Origin of the sequence: Alicycliphilus denitrificans, assembly GCF_044792555.1 — a bacterium.
GTDB lineage: Bacteria > Pseudomonadota > Gammaproteobacteria > Burkholderiales > Burkholderiaceae_C > Alicycliphilus > Alicycliphilus denitrificans_A.
Genome location: NZ_CP126238.1, coordinates 2,032,836 through 2,054,831, shown reverse-complemented (window position 1 = coordinate 2,054,831; position 21,996 = coordinate 2,032,836). Strand labels below are relative to the sequence as shown.

Genomic DNA, 21,996 nt, shown 5'->3' with positions numbered 1-21,996 from the left:
AAAAATAATGGTAGCAAATATAGAAATCGACGATGAATTATCAAAAATCATCAAATCAGAATATTTCCCAAGCCGCGAGGAGTCTTTTGCATGGATTTGGATCGCACAGGAAAAATCACTTTTAATCGATATTCAATCAAAAACACCCGAATTCAGGAATCATCTTTCAAGACACCTACGCGAGAACAAAGCAATCGCGCGCGACATCATTTACAGCCTACAAGAAACACTAATCCCTGACAACCATCTGAGCTGGATAGTCAAGAGTCATCGCCAAGCGTCCTGGATAGAGAGATTCATCGCAGAAGACATCGACAAGAACAAAAACAAAACTGCTCAGAGAAAAATCAAGCCATACCCAAGCCGAAACTCATCGGAATTCCGCCACGGCATTCCGCGTCATTTACAAGGAAAGAACAGAAGTATCGCGATGTTTGACTATTGGGCGGCCATGATGTTCGACACAATGGAGCAAAGAATCAGGCATTGCAATTTTATGAAAGATGATTGGCACTCTCACACAAAACTAGACCGACTTTTCGCCTGGCTGGACGACGCCGATGCAGAAAAAAAGAGAGATTACTTCTGGAGATGGCTGGGATCTAGAAACCCCAAAATAACCCATGAACAACAAAAATTCACGAGCCATAAAGAATTATTAATTTTCTTTGACCACCCAGTATTTTCTGATGCCGAAAAAGAATTTTTCAATAAGGAGGCCAGAAAATCTTGGAATCAGCAGCAGCGCAGAGAAAACTCAAAGGACAAGAAGCAATGCAATTTCGTACTCTCCGATAAGACTGTGTTGAAACTAGGAAAGCTCGCCGGCAAGTATGGCCTGAGCCGAACAGAAATCGTTGAGCTACTCATCGAATCTGAAGCCAAGCATGAGCGCTACATATCAGATCGGCTTAATCAAAAAGCCCTTCTGACAACACCACTCGAATGAAATTCACAAATGAAAAGCAGCCTGTACCTGACATCCGGTACAGGCTGCTCACGTAGCTGATTGTTTTTTTGTCTAGTTGTTTAGAGCCTCGTTCTGAGGCACAGCGTTGCAATATTTGGCCCATTCGGACATCAGGCCAGCACGCTTGGCCAAAAGGTCGCCACGCTGATAGGCCGCTTCCACACCGTCGGCCAATCTATGAGCCAAAGCGTGTTCGCACACCTCACGAGGATAAGTTGTCGTTTCTCCCGCCCAATCCCGAAAAGTCGAGCGGAAGCCATGCTGAGTCAAACCAGTACGACCCATGCGACGCAATACAGCAGTCAAGGACATATCAGAAAGCTGTCCGCCCCTGGGCGCAAGAAAAACCTGATCAACATCGTCCTCCCGCGGCAAAGCCTTCAATGCGTATTCCACGCGATGGCGGACACGATTCCAGGCTGATGGCGGACAGTGTTCCAGCGTCATGGCGGACACCGTTCCACGGTGAAAGCGGACAGCATTCCATGTTGATGGCGGACACCTGAGCGGTGTTCTGAGTGACCCGAACGCGGCATAGGCTGCCCGGTTTTTTTGACCGGAACCAGCGATGCCCACACCCAGGGTCACCATGAGCAAACTACGACACACACTGCAACTGCTGCACGGCGGGGCCTTGAGCACCCGCCAAATCGGCGCCGTCCTCGGCATCTCCAAATCCACCGTCAGCGAGATAGCCAGCTACGCACGCGTGGCCGGCGTGGACTGGGCGCTGGCCCAGGGCTTGAGCGACGAAGACCTGCAAGCCAGGCTCTACCGGCCACCGGTGGCGCGCGAGTCCCGCCACCTGGAGCCCGACCACGTCCACATCCACCGCGAACTTCGCCGCCCCGGCGTCACCCTGCAACTGCTATGGGAGGAGTACCAGCAGCAACACGCAGGCCAAGCCTACAAGTACAGCGCCTTCTGCGAGAAGTACAAGGCCTGGGCCCGGCGCCTGCAGCGCTCCATGCGCCAGAGCCATGAGGGCGGCGACAAGCTCTTCGTGGACTACGCCGGCCAGACGGTGCCCATCGTGGATGCATGCACCGGCGAGATAACCCCCGCGCAGGTCTTCGTCGCCGTGCTGGGCGCATCAAACTACACCTATGCCTGCGCCACCCTCGGCCAGAAGGCGGCCGACTGGGTGGCCAGCATCATCGCCGCGCTGGAGTTCATCGGCGGCGTGCCCCGCCTGCTGGTGCCCGACCAGCCGCGTGCCCTGATGGCGCGGCCCGACCGCTACGAGCCCACCGCACACCGCCTGCTCGAAGAACTCTCGGCGCATTACGGCCTGCCTGTCATGCCGGCGCGCCCGGCCAAGCCCCGTGACAAGCCCAAGGTGGAAGTCGCCGTGCAGGTCGTCGAGCGCTGGATTCTGGCGCGGCTGCGCCACCAGACCTTCTTCAGCCTGGGCGCCCTGAACCGGGCCATCGCCGCGTTACTGGTGGACCTGAACCAGCGCCCGTTCAAGAAACTGCCCGGCTGCCGAGCCAGCGCCTTTGCCGAACTCGACGCGCCGCTATTGCGTGCGCTGCCGTCGGTGCGCATGGCCATAGCCCGCTTCAAGCGCGCCCGCGTGAACATCGATTACCACGTCGAGCTTGACGGCCACTACTACTCGGTGCCCCACGCCCTGGTGGGCGAGGCGGTGGAGCTGCGCATCACGGCCGCCGCGGTGGAAGTCCTGCACGGCCACAAACGGGTGGCAGCGCACGCCATCAATCCCCGCCGGGGCGCGCACACCACCACGCCCGAGCACATGCCGGCCTCGCACCGGGCACACCTTGAGTGGACGCCTGCCAAGCTCATCGCCTGGGGCGAGCGGGTGGGCGCGGCGACCGCGGCCGTGGTGCGCTGGCAGATGGAGCACCGCCAGCATCCCGAGCAGGGCTACCGCTCCTGCCTGGGCCTGATGCGGCTGGGACGTGAGTACGGGGCCGAGCGACTGGAGGCGGCCTGCGCGCGGGCGCAGTCGATTCGCTCACCGTCCTACAAGAGCATCGCCTCCATCCTCGGCTGTGGCCTGGACCAGCGCCTGCTGGAGGCACCCATCGCCGTACAGGCCAGCCTGCCGCTGCACGAGAACGTGCGTGGTCCGGGCTACTACCACTGATGCCGACTGACGATGCCCAACACCGCTACCCCTACCCCTACCCGACACCGAAAGAACAATCATGCTCACCGAACAGACCCTGAACCAACTGCGCGCCCTGCGCCTGGACGGCATGGTGGCCGCACTGAACGACGCTGCCACCCACATCGCTGCCAGCGAGCTGCCCTTCGAGCAACGCCTGGCGCTGTTGGTGCAGCGGGAGATGGACTGGCGCGACAGCAAACGTCTCGAACGCCTGCTCAAGGCCGCCCGGCTCAAGGTTTCCAGCGCCTGCCTGGAGGACATCGACTGGCGTGGCAGCCGAGGGCTGAGCCGGGAAGTCGTCGCCGGCCTGGCCGGCGGGGACTGGCTGCGTCATGGTCACAACGTCTTGCTCACCGGTGCCACCGGCTGCGGCAAGACCTGGCTGGCCTGTGCACTGGGTCAGCAGGCCGCACGCCTGGGCTTCTCGGTGCTCTACGCCCGCGCACCACGCCTGCTGGAGGAATTGCACGTGGCCCACGGTGATGGCAGCTTTGGCAAGCGGCTGGCGCAACTGGCCCGGCTGGACCTGCTCATCCTGGACGACTTCGGCATCGCCCCGATTGCCGCACACGAGCGCAACGACCTGCTGGAACTGCTGGACGACCGGGTAGGCACGCGCTCGACGCTCATCACCAGCCAGTTGCCGGTGACGGCCTGGCACGCCTGGCTCGATGAGCCCACGCTGGCCGATGCCATCTTGGACCGCATCGTGCATGGCTCCCACAAGATAGCCCTCAAGGGTGAGTCGATGCGCAAGCTATCCAAAACCGCCTGAGCCAGCCAAGCCGACCGCCATTCCACGCTGATGGCGGACACTTCGGCTACGATTTGCACGTCACTCAGGACACCCGCGCAGCGTGTCCGCCATCGCATGGAACGCTGTCCGCGATGGAAATGGAATCACTGTCCGCCATCAGTGGAATGCGCACTTCAACAAAGCAATGACTTCGTTCGCCAGTGGCACCCGATGCTCCTTGCCAGCCTTCATTCGCTCGGCGGGTAAGGTCCAGATCCGGGCCTGCAGGTCGATCTCAGACCACTTGGCACCGCGTACCTCACCTGAGCGGGCGGCCGTCAGGATCGCAAACTCCAATGCACGGGCTGAAACGCCCTCCTTTGTTCGAAGTTCTGCCATGAATGCAGCCATCTCGGCGTAGGGAAGCGCCGCATGATGCTCAACCTTCTGCACCTTGTTTCGGGCAGGTAGTTCATGTTCAAGGTGGCCCTTCCAACGCGCAGGGTTGTCACCCTGACGATAGCCCCTGAACGAGGCCCAATCCAGGATCGACTCAATCCGCCCACGCAATCTGCTGGCCGTTTCGGTCTTCGCTAGCCACAAGTTCTCGCCGGCTGTGCCTGCAGGTTGCTGGAGCACCTCCAAAACCATCCCTGTGTCTACTGAGGCCACAGGCAAATGGCCGAACTTGGGATAGACATAAGTCGCCAGCGTGTTTTCCCACTGCTGGACATGCTTTTCGTTCTTCCAGCCCGCTCGATTGGCCTCAATGTACGCAACCGCGCAGTCCTCGAAGGTCCTCGCCTTGGCCGCCTCCACTGCAGACTGAACTTTTGCCGCCTGACGCTTCAGAACAGGGTCTTCGCCATCACGGACCTGTTTCCTGAGTTCACGACCGCGATCACGTGCTTCGGCCAGGGACACCTCGGGATAGCTGCCCAGCCCTACGTCTCTACGGTGAACGGTAGCACGCCCATCGCTGCCTACTCGCGAACCAACAGCGATACGCAGCACCCACGCCCGAGATCCCCCCGAGACGCGAAGATGTAATCCGTCCACGCCACCCACAGCGTGACGCCCATCGGTTTTAAGCTTAGAGACTGCGAGCGCTGACAGCTCCTTCGCTTTTCTTGGCATGACACTCTCCGTCGAACTTCCACGACCCACATCTTATCCCACATAAAACTTTGAATTTGGTAAGATCAGACTGGATGTCATTGGACAACTCATGCACGCAACCAATTGATTTTTAACGGACTTTTATTTTTTATTGGATTGTGTTAGCCATTAATTTGGCGGACGCCCTCTCCGCCAGATACAAGCCTAAGTAGATCAACTACTTAGGCTTTTTTCTTGGTATTTCTACATTCCCGCCCAGAGCTGGACCGACAGAGTTCCTGTCTGGCTTGAGGAGTGTCCGCAACAGGTCTTGATGTTGGAAAATACATTTAAAAATCAATCCCTTGGCCAATGGCGCCTATCCGTGGCGCCGATGATGGATTGGACGGTGCCTTAGAAAATCATCGAAAAATCAACGTGTTGCGGCTATTTGTTTGTAGTCGTTGCACTGAAGGGGCAGAAAAGCGCTTGAGTTCGGGGGTGAGTTGCACTTTCCAGCACGGCCATGGATGGCTTGACTGTACGGCTGATATCCGTATGATTTGGGGCCTGAACTAGGAGAACCGATATGGGCGCGCTCGCACTCAAAGATGCTCGCATGGAGCTCAAGACCACCAAGGAAGCCAAGGAGCTGCTAAGCAAGGCCGCCGTCCTGGGCGGCATGGACCTGTCGTCCTTCATGCTGTCGACCGCCATGGAAAAGGCGCGTGCGATCCTGCTCGACCACACCTCCATCCAGCTCTCGGTGCAGGGGCAGGCGCAGTTGGCCAGCGTGCTGCAGACGCCGGTTGCTCCGACCGAGGCCATGAAGGAACTGCGCCGCACGCCCCGCTTGAAAGTGCGTGAATGAGTTTTTGCATCGCTCGCTTCGATCCTGGGGCGAAGTATCAGGGCTACAACCAGTTCGATTGCCAGCACGCCGTCATCAACAAGTTCGTCAAGGACTCGCTCAAGAAGCAAGTCAAGCAAGGCCTGAGCGTGGCCTACGCGCTGCTGGAGGATGATGGGACCACGCAGCGATTCGCCGGGTTCTTCACGATCGCCAGCCACACCATTGCGCTGTCGGCGCTGGGTGCCCTGCAGCGTGGCGGGCTCCCCAAAACCATTCCCTGTGTCCGCTTGATCATGCTCGGGGTTCACCATGCCGACGCAGGCCAGGGGCTTGGCTTGCAGCTCATGAACCATGCGCTGGACATCGTGAAAGTCGGGGCGCAGAGCATTGGGAGCTACGGCCTGTACCTGGATGCCGACGCGGGAGCGTTCGGTTTCTATCAGAAGCTGGGCTTTGTGCCGCTGGAGGGCGACAAGAGCCCCGCGCCATCGCCCATGTTCTTGCCCATGTCGGCGATTCCCTGAGTCAGGCCGGCTACGGGACAGCACATAGGTGGATCGCTGAGGCATGGCAATGGGGACGAAGCGCTTGGATTCCGAGCTCGGCGGGGTATTGACCGGGGAGACCCGACGGCGAGCGACGTTCTCCCACTGCTCGGCGGTTCTGGTCCCTGTAGCCGAACATCAGACGCATGTCGTAGTTCCGCAAAATTGTGGCTCTCCTCGTCGGCCTTTGCTTTGAGCCCGTTCACCGGGGCCCGCTTCTGGCCGAGGGCTGACATCAGAGGTCCGCTCTCGGCGATGCGACCAGCGCCAGCAGTTGATCTACACCGTCACGACCTCCCGAAACTCGCCTTGCATGCGCAATAGAGAACGGCGCTTCGTCGCGGCAGCGATCTGCGCACCGGATGAAGTTCTTGTCGGCTGAGACGAACTGGTCAACCTCAACAAGGTGTGTCGCGAGCCGTGAATCACCGGGCGTGCCGTCAGTCACCTTGTGCCAAGCCTGCAGGAACTCAAATGCGCCGCGCAGCCATTGGCGCGGTACATTGCGGGGATCCATTTCATGGAGCCAAAGGCGATTCATGGAAGCCGGATCAAACATCATGGCCGCGACGTCGACTTCTGTATCGATCCACTCACGAACGGGGCTGGCGTAGATGAGCAATTCACTTCTGAAGAAGTACAAACTCGGCACTCGCCAGTAGTGCACTGGCTCACCTGACCAGCCAGGAGTTCCCGCGTCCGGAAGCCCTGCGACGTGCTGTAGATGTGTGTCACCTGCCGACCTTGTCCCAATCAAGCGCTGGCGAATTCGGTAGGATTCCGCCTTTGCCAGCGCGAACTCGCAATCAGCGCGAAGGCTTTCGTCAGTCACCTTCGGTGCGACACCTGCGCGTGCCCGATTCCAAAAGCCGCCACGTCTACGCACCCAGTCGTACCGTAGGCGGTTTACCTCGGTGAGTTTGGGTGTAACAACCTGCCACTCCGGACGCAGACGAAGAACTTCCTTCTTGACTTCGACCGATTCCGAAAATGATTCGGGCATTAGCCGTTTCCATTGCGGATCGGTGACCAAAGCCAACACCCTTTTACGGGCCTGTTCGTCAGGCAATGCCATCGCTTCATCTGCGACGGCTGGAGAAACGACGATCTCGGCTTTCGAGCGCCTTGCCGCGCTCGCAAGATCGCTACCCGCTCCCCAGTCGGCCACATAGCTCCAGACATTCGTATCAAGAAACAGGCGCATCTATGGTTCCTAAGTTGGTCGTTGCCGAGCAATAACTGTCATTCTGCTGATGCCGGCAAGTGACAACTCATTACGAGGTCAACGCCAGGAGTTCGAGTCGGACCAACGGGTGGCTGTTTGTGCTGCCATTTGGCACCTCTGCCTTTGCCATTCGGTTCAATCAATCCTTCGGCCTTCATGGCGCGCAGAATCACCCGCACCATGTCGCGGCTAACGCCAGGACAGGCTTCCTCAATTTCCGAGATGGAGAAGGGCAACTGACGCTTGAGAATCTCTGCGCGGACACGATCGCCCTTGGCTCCGCGCCCGCGTTCGATGGTGCCGACACGTTCTTCAAACTCTTTATAGGCGCGCAACAGTGCGCCCCAGAAGTAATCCAGCCATGGGGCGATGTTGTGGGCAGCGTCGTGCCAGTGCTGAGAGCTGGCCTCCAGCGTCTCGTAATAGCTTTCTTTCGATTCCTCGAAAATCCGCTCCAGACTGATGAAGCGGCCCACTGCGTAGTCGAAGTGGTAGAGCAGCTGCAACGTCAACAGTCTCGCCATGCGTCCGTTGCCATCCGGGAACGGATGGATGCAGAGGAAGTCAAGGACGACCAGCGGCACCAGCACCAACGGGTCGGCCAGATGTTGATCCAGCGCCGTGCGGTAGCGGGCGATCATGTCGGTCATCGCCATGGGCGTCAGATGCGCGGCCACCGGCCGAAATCGGATGCGCGAACTGCCATCAGGGTGGCGCTCGATGATGTCGTTGTTGGTCGCCTTCCAGTGCCCGCCCGGTTGGGGCATGTAGCGATACAAGATGCCGTGAAGCTGCAGCACGGTGCCTTCCGAGAACGGCATCTGCTCCCCGCTTTCGTGGATCAGGCTCAACGCGTCGCGGTAGCCTGCCACTTCTTGTTCGGATCGGCTCTGCGGCGCTGCGTTCTTGAGCACCAGTGACTTGAGCCGGTGCGCTGCAACCACCACGCCCTCCAAGCGATTTGAGGACTCAGTAGACTCCACCACAGCCACCTGACGCAGGTCGCTCAAGACCTCGGGCGACTGGGCGACATAGAGTTGCTGTTTGCCGCGGTACTCACCCAGGGCGCGCAGCGTCGCCAACTGCTGCGTATCGAAACGTAGCTTGGCGAGGTAGTCGGGCGAGAGCGAGTGCATGCAGCATCATCCAGGCAGCAAAGAATGGGGTAATGCTACTGCAAATTGGGGTATATTTATCCATTGTTACCCCAATAGATAGGCCAATACCCCATTTAGGTGGACCTGCGGTGGCATGGTGCTGACCGTTGAAGTCGGTCCCCTCGGCTTCATGTGCCGAGCGTCAGCCGAGCCGAGCTCACACCGCCGGCTTCAGCGCCTCGAACCGACGGTGCAGATCTTCCGGCCGGATGTGCGTGTACCGGCGCAGGGTGTTCCAGTTCGTGTGCCCTGACACCAGTGCAACTTCCTCGATCTTGAAGCCGTACCAGAACAGCATCGAGATGCCGGTGTGGCGCAGGTCGTGGAACCGCAGGTCCTTGATTTTGGGTAGCCCCGTTTCCGCAATGCGATCACGCGCGCGCTCGAACGCGGACGATGCGGATTCCATGTTGTACGGAAAAATGCGGGCGTCCAGCTTCGGGATTGCTTCCAGCAAGGTCCAGGCCGGCGTGAGAAGGGGCACCACCTGGTCGTTGTCTTCCTTCTTGGTGGGATGCTTCACCTGGCGCAGGATGATTGTTCGGCGTTTGGGGTCGATGTCCTTCCACTCCAGGCGCCCCAGCTCGCTCAGCCGCCTTGGGAAGGCCAGCGCAAATTTGTAGAGCTGCGCCATGTCGATCGTTGTCTGATGGTGCGCATTGCGCCGTGCAAACTCGGCCAGCAGCGCTTCTTCTTCCTCCCCGTCCACCCAGCGGACGACCTCGCGCGATTTGCCAACCAGGCCTTGCTTTTCAAGGTAGTGCATGGCCTCTTGAATGACCGCAGGATCGGCGTTCACGTGGTACGCGAGGCGGGCGACGCTGAACGCGGCCGACACGGGGGACAGGTCGGACTTGATCGTGGCGGGTGTAACTTGGTCCTCGGTTTTCCGTCGGATCGCGTAGTCAATCAGGTGCTTGGGCTTGAGGTCGCGCACCAGGACCTTGTCAAACTCAGCCGCGATCTTGTGGTGGTTGTGGATCGTCGAGCGACCCAGGAGAGGGCGCACTACCAGCTGCGCATCGAGGTGCTTGCGGACGAGATCTCCGACAGTCATCTTGCTGGAGGCGTGCCTGGCCGGCCCCTCCGCCTTGACCTTGGCCTCCAGGCGATCACCCCAGGACACGGCCTGAGGTCGGGTGTCAAAGACCTTCGACTCTGAGAAAATCAGGACGCCGCCCTGCTTGATGCGAACCTGTGCGAGGAATTTGTCGCCGCGTGGTGTGACTGACGCCATGGTGTGATCTCCAGTGCAACTTGCTTTTGTGATGTGGTGCAACTGTAGCGTCAAGTTGCACCGAGTCGTTGCACTTGGGGCGTTTTTATCCCGTTAAATGCCCTGAAATGCGCAGGCAGCACCCGAAGGTAGAAGAATGAATTCAGAACAAAATCAACAACTTGGCGGAAAAATGTCACCCTGGCGGTTAAGTGTGGCGCCGATGATGGATTGGACCGACAAGCATTGCCGCCACCTGCACCGCCTGCTCTCGCGCCGCGCGTTGCTCTACACCGAGATGGTGACCACCGGCGCACTGATACATGGCGACGTGCAGCGCCACCTGCGCTTTGGCGAAGCCGAGCACCCCGTGGCGCTGCAGTTGGGCGGCAGCGAGCCGGCCGACCTGGCGCACTGCGCTCGCCTGGGCGCGCAATGGGGCTATGACGAGATCAATCTCAACTGCGGCTGTCCCAGCGAGCGTGTGCAACGCGGCGCCTTCGGCGCCTGCCTGATGAACGAGCCGCAGCTGGTGGCCGATTGTGTGAAGGCCATGGTGGATGTGGTGGACATACCGGTCACCGTCAAGCACCGCATCGGCATAGACCAGTCGCAGGACTATGGCTTTGTGCGCGACTTCGTCGGTACCGTGGCCGATGCGGGCTGCCGCGTATTCATAGTGCATGCGCGCAATGCCTGGCTCAAGGGCCTGTCGCCCAAGGAAAACCGCGAAATCCCGCCCCTGCGCTACGAGGTGGCGGCGCGGCTCAAGAAGGACTTTCCACGGCTGACCATCAGCATCAACGGCGGCTTTCAGACGGACGCGGCCGTGCAGGAGCAGTTGGCGCTGGTCGATGGCGTGATGGTGGGCCGCGAGGCTTACCACAACCCTTGGTGGCTCGCGCGCTGGGACGAACTGTTCTTCGCAGCGGCGCCCAGCCAGCTCACGCGCGAGCAGGTCGAAGAGGAAATGGTGGCCTACATGGAGCAAGAGGCCGCCACGCACGGCACGCATTGGTACGCCATAGCACGCCACATGCTGGGCCTGCGCCATGGCCTGCCCGGTGCACGCCGCTGGCGCCAGGCCTGGAGCGACCATCGCCTCAAGCACCTTCCGGCACGAGACGTGATGACAATCGCACGCAGCAAGCCGCCTATTTCCGACAGTCTCGCCCACTGAGCATGAAGTCCCCTCGAAAACCTGAACCACCCGGAAGTAGAGAATTCCCCCAGCCGGAGTCTCTACATGAAGAAATCCAGATTCAGTGAAACCCAGATAGTCGGCCTCCTCAAGGAGGTCGAGATGGGCGCCAAGGTCGGCGAGACGTGCAGGAAGCACGGCATCAGCGAACCGACCTACTACAAGTGGAAGAGTCAGTTCTCGGGCATGACGGTCTCACACCTGGCCCAGTTGCGCGAGCTGCAGGAAGAGAACGCCAAGCTCAAGCGCATGTACGCCGACCTGGCGCTGATGCACCACGTGCTCAAGGATGTCGTTGACCGAAAGCTCTGACCCCGGAGCGTCGCGAGATGGTCGTTCAAAGCCTCATGACCGAACATGGCATGAGCCAGCGCCGGGCCTGTGCCGCCAGCGGTATTGCCCGCTCCACGCTGCGCTACCGGCCTGTGCCACGCGACGACTCCGGGGTCATCACCTTCATCCAGACCTACATGGCGCTCAATCCGCGTCACGGGTTCGGGCTGCTGTACGACAGTGCCCGCCACCAAGGCAAACCCTGGGGCAAGACGGTGCTGTGGCGCGTGTATTGCGAGCTGAAGCTGAACCGTAAGCGCGCGGCAAACCCATGTTGACCGCCGCTGGCGGCCATGGCTGATGATCAGATGTCGATGGGTTGCCAGCGATGCGGCAGCAGTTCTTCAATCCGGCTGGCCTTGTGCGTGGGCAGCCGGGTCAGCACATCCTTGAGATAGGCATATGGGTCGTGCCCGTTCATGCGCGCTGACTGGATCAGGCTCATCACGGCGGCCGCCCGCTGGCCCGCGCGCAGGCTTCCTGCGAATAACCAATTCGAGCGCCCCAGGGCCACAGGCCTGATCTGGTTTTCGATCCAATTGTTGTCCGGCGGCAGCTGCGGGTCATCAACGAAGCGCGTGAGCGCAGCCCATCGCTTGAGGCTGTAGTCCAGCGCCTTGGCCGTCGCCGAGTTGCCCGCCACCTGCTGGCGTTGCAGCACCATCCACTGGTGCAACGCGTCCAGAATGGGCCGACTGTGCTGCTGGCGCACCTGCAGCCGCTCTGGTGCCGCCAGGGGCTGAACTTGCCGTTCGATCTCATAGACCCGGGCGAACTGCGCCAGGGCCAATTCGGCGATCTCGCTCTTGCCCGCCGCGTGCAGGTCGAAGAACTTGCGCCGGGCGTGTGCCAGGCAACCGGCTTCGGTCACGCCCTGGCTAAAGCTGGCCTTGTAGCCGGCATAGTCGTCACAGATCAGGCTGCCGCGCCACTCACCCAGGAAGGCGCGGGCGTGTTCTCCGGCGCGGGACTCGCAGAAGTCATAGACCACGGCCCGCGTGGCTTCAAACGCTCCCGGGGCATAGGCCCACAGGTAGGCCCGGTGCGTTTTACCGTTGCCCGGCTTGAGCATGGCCACCGGGGTCTCATCACCGTGCAACACCCGGTGGCCGAGCACCTCGGCCTTCAGGGCATCGACCAGCGGTTGCAGCCGCGCACCGCAGGTGCCCACCCACTGCGCCAGGGTGGATCTTGGAATCGCCAGACCGGCGCGACCAAAGATGTTCTCCTGCCGGTACAAGGGCTGGTGATCCTGGTACTTGGCCACCAGCACCTGGGCCAGCAGGCCGGCAGTCGGGATGCCTTTATCGATCACATGGGCCTCGACCGGCGCCTGGGTGATGGTTTCGCACTGGGTGCACGCCCACTTGCCACGGATGTAGCGCTCCACGGTGAACACGCCCGGCACGTAGTCCAGCTTCTCGGCCACGTCTTCGCCGATGCGCTTCATTTGGCAGCCGCAGGCGCAGGTGGTCGACTCAGGCTCGTGGCGGATCTCGCGGCGCGGCAGGTGGGCAGGCAGGCTCTGGCGTTTGGGCTGTTGCTTGGCTTCGGGCGCAGCCGCAAGCGGCTGGAGTTGCTCAATCTCGACGGCGACCGCCGCCAGGTCGGCATCGATCTCGTCTTCCAGCAGGCTCCTCTGATCGGCGCTGTGCCGCTCGGATTGGGCGGCGAACTTCAGCCGCTTGAGCAGCGCGCACTCATAGGTGAGCTTCTCGTTGAGCGCGCGCTGGTGACGCAGTTCGGCCAGCAGGCGCTGGGTCACTTCGCGCAGTTGCTCTGCGTCCAGCTCGCTCAGGGCTTGCTCGTCGATCACCATGGCTGGCAGTGTGCCCGCTCACCCTGGGTCCAGCCATTGACGCATCTCCCGATTGCCACGGCCACGCCCTTACGCCGACGATTCAGACCACGGTGATGGCACCTTGCGAGCCCACACGCTGCCAGGGCAGGCCCAGCACCAGGGCGTTGAGCTGGGCGTGTTCCAACGCCACGTTCGGACTGCCCGCAGGTGCCCAGACAAACTTGCCCTGGTGCAGCCGGCGCGCGGCCAGCCACAGTCCCACGCCGTCATGTACCAGGACTTTCAGGCGGTTGGCGCGCTGGTTGGCGAAGACGTACGCATGATGTGGCTGGGCCGCGCCGAAGGTGGCGATCACCCGCGCCAGGGCGGTGTCGGTGCCCGCGCGCATGTCCAGCGGGGTGGTGGCCAGCCAGGCCGCGTCGATCCTGATCATGTGCGAATCACCGCAGTAATTCGCGCAGCATCTGGGCGCACTCGGTCGCAGCGGATAAGGGCCAGTGCACGGTCACGGACATGCCGGGGCGCTGGCATTCGATGCGGATGCCATCCGCTGGCGTTGGCAAGGACGCGGATGGTAGCTCACCAGCAGACGCCTGCGGTACTGCGCTCAGGTCGATGGGGATAAAGGCCGGGGGTTGGGAAGCAACGACCGCAGTGCTGACGCCAACTTCAAGACGGTGAAGTCCCTGCGCCCATTCCTTGAGCCAGCGGTGTAGCACGTTGGCGTTCATGCCATGTTGCAGGGCCACCGCCGCGACCGATGCGCCTGGCTGTCGGCAGGCAGCCACCAGCTCGGCCTTGAATTGCGGGGTGTAGGTGCGGTGCGTACGCCGCTGCGCATAGCGCGGGGTCTGAGGGTCTTTGAGCATCGTGTCCACGCCAATGTTGCGTGCACACGATCTTGCTCAGCCTTACCACCTCATTCAAGATGGGTTCGCCAGCCGCATACGCTGAACCTGCCCCGGCGGGGCAAGAAACGACTGCCGTCGCGCATCAAACAGCCTTTAGTGGCTGCGGGCCAGCCCAATCAGGGCTGGAGCTGCGACTTCATGTCCGATGCCTTGTGGTCTGGCCGGCGCTTCAGAACCTTCAATGTCATCGACGAGTTCAACCGCGAAGGGCTGCGCATCGAGGTCGATACGAGCCTGCCCGCTGCGCGGGTCATCCGCGCCTTGAACGAGTTGGTGGAAGTCCGAGGTGCGCCGCTGTCGATTCGCCTGGACAACGGGCCCGAGTTCATCGCCGATGCGCTGGCGAAATGGGCGCAGTCCAAGGGCATTGCCCTCAACCACATCCAGCCTGGAAAGCCCACGCAGAACGCCTATGTGGAACGATTCAACAAGACCTACCGCACCGAGGTGCTGGACTGCTACGTGTTCGAGTCACTGCAGGAAGTGCGCGACATGACGGCCGACTGGCTGCGCCGTTACAACCACTACCGACCACATGAATCCCTAGGCCGAATCCCCCCGGTCGAGTACCGTGTCAAACTGTTCCCCAACCTCTACTTCTGACTGGCTCAGGAATTCGAGGGGACTTCAAGCAAGGCAGCCTGAAGATCACCCCTGGAAGGTAAAATTCTCCAGGGAACGTAGCCGCAATCGGCTGTCAAAACGCCGCTCTTGCCCCGTCACCGGATCGGTAAATGACAAGCTGCGCGCCAGCAGTTGCAGAGGGTTGGAATAGTCACCCTCTGGCGGGTCGTTCACTTCGGGATAGAAAGCATCGCCGCACAGCGGCAGACCCAGCGCCGCCATATGCACGCGCAGCTGGTGGCGCTTGCCAGTGATCGGCTCCAGCCGATAGCGCGCCCAGCCACCAGCCTGCTCAACGACATCCATGGCAGTGATCGCGTTGGGCACACCCGGCACCTCATGCATGCGGAAGAAATGCCCGCTTTCCTCCAGGCGGCTTTCATGGGTACGCGGAAACAGCAGATCGGCCCGCCAGGGGGCTACCGCCTCGTAGATCTTGCGCACCTTGCGCTCACGGAAAAGCGCTTGATAGATCCCACGCGTGGCACGCTGCACGGAGAACAGCACCAGGCCGGCTGTATCACGGTCTATGCGATGCACGGGCGAGAGCTCTGCAAGGCCCAGGCTGCGCCTGAGGCGCACCAGCAGGGTCTGCTGCAGATAGCGACCCGCGGGCACCACGGGAAGGAAGTGAGGCTTGTCGGCCACGAGGATATGCTCGTCCTTGTAGAGCACGGCCTCCTCGAACGGGATCGGCGTCTCGATCTCCAGTTCTCGATAATAGTAATAGCGCACCCCGGGTGTGAAAGGGCTGCGCGCAGTGGCGGCGACACCGAACTCATCCACCACCTCGCCGGCCGCGAGGCGGCGCAGCCAGTCCTCACGCGCAACGGCCTGCAGGCGCCGCACCAGAAAGTCCAGCAGCAGCCCCTGCCCCACCGATGGCAGCACCACGCAACTGGGGGCGACGCCATCGCGCATGGGCAGCACGCGCGGATCGTGGCTGTTGTGCATGGGAAATCAGGAACGCGCCGGCACGGTGATTTGCACGCACAGCCCCTGTCCCTCACCACGCAGCAGTTCCAGACGCCCACCTGCCTTGATCGCCCTCAGGCGCATACCTGCAATCCCGTGACCGGCCTCATGACCCATGGGCGTAGCGGGCAGGCCTATGCCGTTATCACTGATCTGCAGCTGCCATGCGCCACCATCGTCGGTCTGGACATGCCGCAGCCTGATCGCCACCGCCGTGGCGCCCGAATGCTGGAGCACATTGCTCATGGCCTCCTGCACGATGGCGGTCAACTCGCGAGCGGGGGCGCCCACGGGCATGGAGGCACCGTCGATCAGCATCACGTCCCAATCCAGCGCAATGCCACGCTGATCCAGGGACGGCTGTATGCGGTGGCGCAAGCGGGCCAGGCGGTCAGTCAATGCATCGTCGTCACCGTCCATGGAATCGACGAGCAGGCGCAAGTCCAACAAACAATTCCCGAGCGCCTTGGCCAGGGGCTGCATGGCCTCGTTGCGCTGATCCAGCAGCGCCATGGCATGCACGAGCTGCGAGCCGACCTGATCATGCAAGTCGCGCGCAATGCGCTGGCGCTCCAGCTTGAGCTCGTAGCTTGGACGAATGCTGCGCCGGGGCCGCCATTGCAGCGCCCGTGGTACTTGCAGCAATATCAAAATACCCAGCACGACGGTCGTCGCCAAGTTGAAAAGCAACCAACGATGAGCACTGGCATGCGCCAGCTGGTCAGCAAAGACCAGCCACAAATTCACAGCCAGTTGTATGAGCCAGAGCACGGTACAGGCCAGTGCATATACCGGCGGGCGGGTGCGAAACATGATTTCCTTTTCTATCTGCGTGCCCGCAGAGCACCCGCGCCCTGCCGGCCCCTCAAGCGCAGGTCAAAACAGGCCGCGCAGCGATGCAAAGCGCACTGCCTGGGCGCGCGTGCGCACCTGAAGCTTGCGGTAGATGTTCTTGATATGGGTGTTCACCGTGAGGCTGCTGATCTGCAGCTGGTTGCCGATCTCGACACTGGTATAGCCGCTGGCCACCATGCGCAGCACTTCTTTTTCGCGTTGCGACAGGCGTTCTGCCTCGTGCCCCGCAGATTGTTGCGCTGCAGGGGCCGGCGTCGCAGCCGAGGCCGACGCGCCATGGTCAAAGCGCTGAAGCAGCCGCCGCGCCAGATTGGGGGTGATGGAGGCCCCACCGTTGGCCACCTGCAGCACGGCCTGCGGGTAGTTGCCAAACCAGGAGTTCTTGACAAGGTAGCCCGCAGCGCCAAGCTCGAAGGCATGCAGCACCTGGTCGTCGTTTTCCATGATGGAAATGACGATGGCCTCGGCTGCTGGCCTGACGGATTTCAGGTAGTCAAGGAGTTCAAAGCCCTCGCCGTCACCGAGGTTCAGATCAACCAGCAGCACGTCGAATTCGTGGTGTTTGATCGCCTTGCGGCCTTCGCGCAAGCTGGCCGCCTGCGCCACCAGCAGAGTGCGCTCATCGGCCATCAGCTCCTGGGCAATCACGCGGCGCATATGCGGGTCGTCATCGACGAGGAGCACGCGCACCGGTTTTTCTACCTGGCCGGCCATGAAGTCCGGCCACATGGATGGCGGACTCTGGTGCATGGCAAATTGCCCTGAGCTGGGGTGAGAAGACTCTTCAGCCGCTGGCAAAGGCTGCGTGGCGTTGGCTTCATTTGAGTTCAACATGATGTCCTCCAGGCGCTGGTTCTCACGGGCACACACCATTGGGTATTTCGGACGCAAAAAAATCGTGGAGATTTTTGTGGCACAGAGGCCAAGTTACACCGAAACGCTCGAATTTACTGCCGAAAACCTTTGTAAGTTACCAAGTTAACGCCTTGAAACCATTGTAGGTTCAAATTCAGCGGCCCTCTCAACCCAACCCCATCGCCTGCAGCATCACCGCGTTGACCTTGTGCACGTCGTATTTTTCTTCTGCCAACTGGCGTGAACGCAGGCCCATGCGGCTTGCCAGGGCGGGGGATTGCGCAAAGCGCAGCATCGCCTGGGCCAACGCATCGGCCGACTTGACCGGCACCAGAAAGCCGTTATCGCCGTCCACCACCGTCTCGCGGCAACCGGGGGCGTCGGTGGTGATGATGGCGCGGCCCATGGCCATGGCCTCCAGGTTGGTGCGGGGCGTGCCCTCGCGGTAACTGGGTAGCACGTACACGCTGCAGGCCGCAACGGCCGGGCGCACGTCCTGCAGGCGGCCCGCGTACTCGATCGTGCCGCTGGCCATCCAGGCGTCCAGTTCGTGCTGGGCAATGGCGTCGGGGTTGTCGTCAATCCAGCCCACCAGCGCAAAGCGCGCCGCCGGGTGCTGCGCACGCACCTGGGCGGCGGCCTGGGCATATTCGCGCACGCCCTTGTCACCCAGCAGGCGCGCAATCAGCAAAAAATGCGGCCCGCCTGCGGGCAGCGGCGCTGGCGCAAATGCCGCCACATCCACGCCCGAACCATTGACCACGCACACCGCAGCATCAGGGGCCAACAGCCCCAGCCTGCCGAACAGTGCCGCATCGTCCGGATTCTGAAAAAACACCCCATGCGCCCGCGCCAGCGCCAGCACATACAGCCGCTGCACCAGCCGCCCCAGTCGGCTGCGCGCGCGCTGCGCGGTAAAGGCATAGCCCAACCCCGTAATCAAGGCAAAGCGGCGCGGCACCCGCGCCAGCCAAGCCGCCAGCGTGCCGTAAATCACCGGCTTGATGGTGTAGCCCAGCACATACGCCGGGCGCACACGGCGCATCAGCCGCCACAGCGCCCACAGACTGCGCAGGTCGGCCAGAGGGTTCTGCCCGGCGCGCTGCAAGGGAATGTGGTGCACCACCAGGCCCTGGGCCTCCAGCGCCTGGCGCAGGCTGGTGCCCGCGGGCAGATCGGGCGCGGCCACATGCACCTGTAAGCCCCGCGCCTGCAGCGCGGCAATCAAGGGGCCGCGAAAACCTTGCAAAGAAGGGGCGTAGCCCGCGATCATGAGAAAGCGCTTCACACCGCCACCTGCTGAAAAAACGCTCGTGGATCGCTTGAGAACTGCGCAAAATTCTCCGGCGTCACAATCACTCGCAGTGCTTGTGGAGCCTGCAGACAGAAGGCTTCCAGCCCCTTGGCAGACTTTTTGCGGCCCGATTTCACCTCCACCGCGTACAGGCGATCGCGGTACTGGTAGACAAAATCCACCTCGTCATTGCGCTCGCGCCAATAAAACACCTGGCCCGGCTGCTGCACCAGCTCGGCACCCACTGCCAGCTCAAAGGCCCGCCCGCGTTGATCGGCGTTTTGCGCCACATTTATGCCTGCCGCCATGCTGTACAGCGCCGGGCAGGCCGGCAGCATCTTGGGGCTGGAGCTGCGTGCCAGCCAGGCTTTGGGCGAGTATTTTTGCAACGCGTGCAACAAAAACGCGCCGCCGTACAGCTCGATGTAGTGCTTGACCAAATCCGTGTTGCCCTTGTCCTGCAACTGCCCCAACAGCTTGGTGTAACTGATCTCCTGCGCGGGGTAGGCGCACAAAATCTGAAACGCCTGCCGAAACAGCGCCGGGTTGGCCACCTTGCGGGCTTGCAGAATGTCCTTGCCGATCACCGCCTCCACGATCGCGTCCTTCATGTAGGCATACCAGCGGTCTGGGTCATGCTCCAACGCCACCGCGCCCGGGTAGCCGCCAAAGGCCAGATAGCGCGGCAGGTCGTAGCCAAAGGCAGCCTGCAGCTCGGCAAAGGTCCAGTGATGCACACGCAGTAGCTCAAAGCGCCCGGCCAGGCTCTCCGTCACACCTGCCTGAATTTCCAGGGCGCTGGACCCCAGCAGCAGCACCCGCAGGCGGTGCGGCTGAGCGTCCCACAGCGCTTTGATGGTTTCAGGCCAGTTGGGCACCTTCTGGATTTCATCGACCGCCAACAAAGCGCCATCGCCCAGCAGCAGCGCTTGCTGCCACTGCTCCAGCAACCAGCTGCGGTCGCTGACCAGCACATCGTCGGCGCTGGCGTAGTGCTGCGGGTAACGGCACTGCGCCATGAATTGCCGCACGCCCGTCGTCTTGCCCACCTGGCGCGGGCCTGCAAGCACCTGCATCAAGGGGCTGGGGCCATCCAAACGTTGAGCAAGCTGGGCCACAAAAGGGCGCTGAAAGGTAACGGACATGCGACGGCCGTAATTTTGATAGATCAACCTATTGTATTTGATAGCTCAATCTAGCAATTTGTTAAAAGCAACCAAACATCTCCAGGAGACAGATCGATTGGCGTTGCATCTACCCCTGCGCATCCAGCCACGCCTGGAACATCAGCACATCCCACAGGTGGTATTGCCAATTGCGCTGGCCGCTCAGGTGCTGGGCCCACTTTTGGCGGATGGGTGCGGGGTTAAAGAAGCCTTGCTGGCGCAGCTTGGATTCATCCAGCAAATCCTCCGCCCAGTCGCGCAGCGGGCCGCGCAGCCAGCTATCAATCGGCACGCCAAAGCCCATCTTGGGCCGCTCTATCAAGGCCTTGGGCACATAGCGGTACAGCACCTGACGCAGCACCCATTTGCCCACGCCGTCGCGCAGCTTCATGTGTTGCGGCAGCGCCCAGGCAAACTCCACCACGCGGTGATCCAAAAAGGGCACGCGCGTTTCCAGCGACACGCCCATGGCCGCACGGTCCACCTTGACCAGAATGTCGTCGGGCAAATAAGTAATAGCGTCCAGCGCCATCATGCGCTGCACGTCGTTCAGCCCTGTCAGGGGCAGCGGCTTGCCGCGCAGATGCGTCAGGGGCTCTTGCGAGCCCAACACAAGGTCATTCGGCTCCCAATGCGTCACCAAACCAAGATACAACTCCTCCACGCTGCGCGAGGCGAGTACACCTGCAACCTTGTGCAGCTTTTCACCCATGTTAGCCATGCGCAAGCGGTGCGGAAGCATGGGCTGGATAGGGCCTAACAGCGCATTCCATCCATTTGGAGACACCGAAGTAAAAACTGAAGCAGCATGCCTGCGCAGTGGTCGCGGAATGCGATTAACAGTACCCCAGCGGTTGTGCCCCTGGATATAGCGGTTGTAGCCCGCAAACAGTTCATCTCCGGCATCGCCCGACAGCGACACCGTCACCTGCTGGCGCGCCAGCTGGCTGACCAGAAAGGTAGGGATCTGCGACGAATCAGAAAACGGCTCGCTGTAAAGCCCCGGCAGCTTGGGAATCACGTCCAGCGCCTGCTGGGGCGTCACGTACAGCTCGGTATGGTCTGTGCCCAGATGCCGCGCCACGGCCTTGGCATGCACGGCCTCGTTGTAGCCCTCTTCGTCAAAGCCAATGGTGAAGGTCTTGACCGGCCGGCTGGACTGCGCCTGCATCAGCGCCACCACGGTGCTGGAGTCAATGCCGCCCGACAAAAAGGCCCCCAGCGGCACGTCGGCCACCATTTGCTGGCGCACGACGTCTTTCAGCAAATCCTCCAGCGCATCCACCGCCTGCACGTCGGTGCCCGCAAAAGGCTGGGCCACACCACGCTCTGCCACAGTGGGCAATGACCAATAGGGCGCCAGCACCGGGTCGCGCCGCGCCAGCGACACGGTCAGCAAGTGCCCCGGCGGCAGCTTGTGGATGCCCTGGTAGATGGAATGCGGCGCCGCAATGGCGTTGTGCCGCATCAGCAGGCACAGCGCGTTGCGGTCAATGTCGGCGGCAAATGCGGGGTGCGCCTTGAGCGCAGCCAGATCAGAGCCAAACAAAAAGCTGGCCTGATGGCCCTGCCCCTGCCAGCCGTAGTACAGGGGCTTTTCGCCCAGGCGGTCGCGCGCCAGGGTCAGTACTCGCTGGGCCTTGTCCCACACGGCAAAGGCAAACATGCCAATGCAACGCTCTACCGTGGCCTGAATGCCCCAGGCGCTAAAGCCTGCAAGCAAAGTCTCGGTATCTGAATGCCCGCGCCAGGTATTGCGAGCCCCCACACCCTCCAGCGCCGTGCGCAAGTCCAGGTGGTTGTAAATCTCGCCGTTAAACGCAATCACATACCGCCCACAGCTGGATGCCATGGGCTGCGCCCCTGCGGCGGACAACTCCAGAATCGACAAACGCCGGTGCGCCAGCGCAATGCCTGCATCCGCGTGGTGCCAGCCGCCATAGGCATCGGGGCCACGGTGGGTAATGGCGTCGGCCATACGCTGCAGCGTGGCGTCGGCCTGCTCAAAGGCCTGGCCCCCTAAAAAACCCGCAAAACCGCACAT

General features: G+C 61.4%; 22 protein-coding genes and 1 pseudogene. 9 read left to right on the top strand and 14 right to left on the bottom strand.

Going from position 1 to position 21,996, the window contains the following annotated elements; all coding sequences use genetic code 11:
* The first annotated feature begins 7 nt into the window (after nucleotides 1-7).
* Nucleotides 8-949, top strand: coding sequence for a hypothetical protein (locus P7644_RS09745; protein WP_404303082.1), 942 nt, complete (start codon nucleotides 8-10; stop codon nucleotides 947-949).
* A gap of 72 nt (nucleotides 950-1,021) precedes the next feature.
* Here P7644_RS09745 and P7644_RS09740 read toward each other — a convergent pair whose 3' ends face one another.
* A complete protein-coding gene (locus P7644_RS09740) occupies nucleotides 1,022-1,417 on the bottom strand; it encodes a tyrosine-type recombinase/integrase (RefSeq protein WP_404303081.1) in 396 nt (131 codons plus the stop codon).
* Between the two features lie 121 nt (nucleotides 1,418-1,538).
* Here P7644_RS09740 and istA point away from each other — a divergent pair, with 121 nt between their 5' ends.
* Both istA and istB read left to right on the top strand, forming a co-directional pair.
* Nucleotides 1,539-3,083 carry an IS21 family transposase gene (gene istA, locus P7644_RS09735; protein ID WP_404303080.1) on the top strand — a complete coding sequence of 515 codons (1,545 nt, stop codon included), beginning with the start codon at nucleotides 1,539-1,541 and terminating at the stop codon, nucleotides 3,081-3,083.
* A gap of 61 nt (nucleotides 3,084-3,144) precedes the next feature.
* Nucleotides 3,145-3,882: an IS21-like element helper ATPase IstB gene (gene istB, locus P7644_RS09730; RefSeq protein WP_404300585.1), complete on the top strand. Its 738-nt coding sequence runs from the start codon at nucleotides 3,145-3,147 to the stop codon at nucleotides 3,880-3,882.
* A 138-nt stretch (nucleotides 3,883-4,020) separates the two neighbouring features.
* On the opposite strand, the gene P7644_RS09725 is transcribed toward istB, so the two are convergent.
* The gene (locus P7644_RS09725; RefSeq protein WP_404303079.1) at nucleotides 4,021-4,980 is read right to left on the bottom strand and encodes a tyrosine-type recombinase/integrase; all 960 of its coding nucleotides are present in this window, start codon (nucleotides 4,978-4,980) and stop codon (nucleotides 4,021-4,023) included.
* Nucleotides 4,981-5,530: 550 nt separating this feature from the next.
* On the opposite strand from P7644_RS09725, the gene P7644_RS09720 reads away from it, so the two are divergent.
* Nucleotides 5,531-5,812 carry a DUF1778 domain-containing protein gene (locus tag P7644_RS09720; RefSeq protein ID WP_166158810.1) on the top strand — a complete coding sequence of 94 codons (282 nt, stop codon included), beginning with the start codon at nucleotides 5,531-5,533 and terminating at the stop codon, nucleotides 5,810-5,812.
* Nucleotides 5,809-6,318, top strand: coding sequence for a GNAT family N-acetyltransferase (locus P7644_RS09715; RefSeq protein WP_404303078.1), 510 nt, complete (start codon nucleotides 5,809-5,811; stop codon nucleotides 6,316-6,318). Before P7644_RS09720 ends, P7644_RS09715 begins: the two co-directional genes overlap by 4 nt.
* A gap of 256 nt (nucleotides 6,319-6,574) precedes the next feature.
* Here P7644_RS09715 and P7644_RS09710 read toward each other — a convergent pair whose 3' ends face one another.
* The 3 genes from P7644_RS09710 to P7644_RS09700 all read right to left on the bottom strand — a co-directional run bounded on the left by P7644_RS09710 (nucleotide 6,575) and on the right by P7644_RS09700 (nucleotide 9,958).
* Entirely contained in the window at nucleotides 6,575-7,543 is a 969-nt protein-coding gene (locus tag P7644_RS09710) for a hypothetical protein (protein ID WP_404303077.1), read from the bottom strand.
* A gap of 38 nt (nucleotides 7,544-7,581) precedes the next feature.
* Nucleotides 7,582-8,700: a Fic family protein gene (locus P7644_RS09705; RefSeq protein WP_404303075.1), complete on the bottom strand. Its 1,119-nt coding sequence runs from the start codon at nucleotides 8,698-8,700 to the stop codon at nucleotides 7,582-7,584.
* 178 nt (nucleotides 8,701-8,878) lie between these two features.
* Entirely contained in the window at nucleotides 8,879-9,958 is a 1,080-nt protein-coding gene (locus P7644_RS09700) for a tyrosine-type recombinase/integrase (RefSeq protein ID WP_404303074.1), read from the bottom strand.
* Between the two features lie 172 nt (nucleotides 9,959-10,130).
* Here P7644_RS09700 and dusA point away from each other — a divergent pair, with 172 nt between their 5' ends.
* The 3 genes from dusA to P7644_RS09685 all read left to right on the top strand — a co-directional run bounded on the left by dusA (nucleotide 10,131) and on the right by P7644_RS09685 (nucleotide 11,749).
* A complete protein-coding gene (gene dusA / locus P7644_RS09695; protein WP_404303072.1) occupies nucleotides 10,131-11,117 on the top strand; it encodes a tRNA dihydrouridine(20/20a) synthase DusA in 987 nt (328 codons plus the stop codon).
* 66 nt (nucleotides 11,118-11,183) lie between these two features.
* A complete protein-coding gene (locus P7644_RS09690; RefSeq protein WP_404303071.1) occupies nucleotides 11,184-11,450 on the top strand; it encodes a transposase in 267 nt (88 codons plus the stop codon).
* Between the two features lie 17 nt (nucleotides 11,451-11,467).
* On the top strand, nucleotides 11,468-11,749 hold the full coding sequence (locus P7644_RS09685; protein ID WP_404303069.1) for a hypothetical protein: 282 nt from the start codon (nucleotides 11,468-11,470) through the stop codon (nucleotides 11,747-11,749).
* A gap of 26 nt (nucleotides 11,750-11,775) precedes the next feature.
* Here P7644_RS09685 and tnpC read toward each other — a convergent pair whose 3' ends face one another.
* The 3 genes from tnpC to tnpA form a co-directional block, all read right to left on the bottom strand.
* Entirely contained in the window at nucleotides 11,776-13,290 is a 1,515-nt protein-coding gene (gene tnpC / locus P7644_RS09680) for an IS66 family transposase (protein ID WP_404299153.1), read from the bottom strand.
* 82 nt (nucleotides 13,291-13,372) lie between these two features.
* Nucleotides 13,373-13,705, bottom strand: a complete 333-nt coding sequence (gene tnpB / locus P7644_RS09675; protein ID WP_404299152.1) for an IS66 family insertion sequence element accessory protein TnpB — start codon at nucleotides 13,703-13,705, stop codon at nucleotides 13,373-13,375.
* A gap of 7 nt (nucleotides 13,706-13,712) precedes the next feature.
* The gene (gene tnpA, locus P7644_RS09670) at nucleotides 13,713-14,141 is read right to left on the bottom strand and encodes an IS66-like element accessory protein TnpA (protein ID WP_404299151.1); all 429 of its coding nucleotides are present in this window, start codon (nucleotides 14,139-14,141) and stop codon (nucleotides 13,713-13,715) included.
* An 81-nt stretch (nucleotides 14,142-14,222) separates the two neighbouring features.
* On the opposite strand from tnpA, the pseudogene P7644_RS09665 reads away from it, so the two are divergent.
* Nucleotides 14,223-14,786, top strand: a pseudogene (locus P7644_RS09665) (IS3 family transposase); the annotation flags it as partial.
* Between the two features lie 45 nt (nucleotides 14,787-14,831).
* On the opposite strand, the gene P7644_RS09660 reads toward P7644_RS09665, so the two are convergent.
* The 6 genes from P7644_RS09660 to asnB form a co-directional block, all read right to left on the bottom strand.
* Entirely contained in the window at nucleotides 14,832-15,761 is a 930-nt protein-coding gene (locus tag P7644_RS09660) for an RluA family pseudouridine synthase (protein WP_404303068.1), read from the bottom strand.
* A 6-nt stretch (nucleotides 15,762-15,767) separates the two neighbouring features.
* Nucleotides 15,768-16,595, bottom strand: coding sequence for a sensor histidine kinase (locus P7644_RS09655; protein ID WP_404303067.1), 828 nt, complete (start codon nucleotides 16,593-16,595; stop codon nucleotides 15,768-15,770).
* A gap of 63 nt (nucleotides 16,596-16,658) precedes the next feature.
* Nucleotides 16,659-17,387, bottom strand: a complete 729-nt coding sequence (locus P7644_RS09650) for a LuxR C-terminal-related transcriptional regulator (protein WP_404303066.1) — start codon at nucleotides 17,385-17,387, stop codon at nucleotides 16,659-16,661.
* Nucleotides 17,388-17,658: 271 nt separating this feature from the next.
* On the bottom strand, nucleotides 17,659-18,780 hold the full coding sequence (locus P7644_RS09645) for a glycosyltransferase family 4 protein (protein WP_404303064.1): 1,122 nt from the start codon (nucleotides 18,778-18,780) through the stop codon (nucleotides 17,659-17,661).
* The gene (locus P7644_RS09640; protein WP_404303063.1) at nucleotides 18,777-19,931 is read right to left on the bottom strand and encodes an ATP-binding protein; all 1,155 of its coding nucleotides are present in this window, start codon (nucleotides 19,929-19,931) and stop codon (nucleotides 18,777-18,779) included. Before P7644_RS09640 ends, P7644_RS09645 begins: the two co-directional genes overlap by 4 nt.
* Before the next feature lie 109 nt (nucleotides 19,932-20,040).
* Nucleotides 20,041-21,996, bottom strand: coding sequence for an asparagine synthase (glutamine-hydrolyzing) (gene asnB / locus P7644_RS09635; RefSeq protein ID WP_404303062.1), 1,956 nt, complete (start codon nucleotides 21,994-21,996; stop codon nucleotides 20,041-20,043).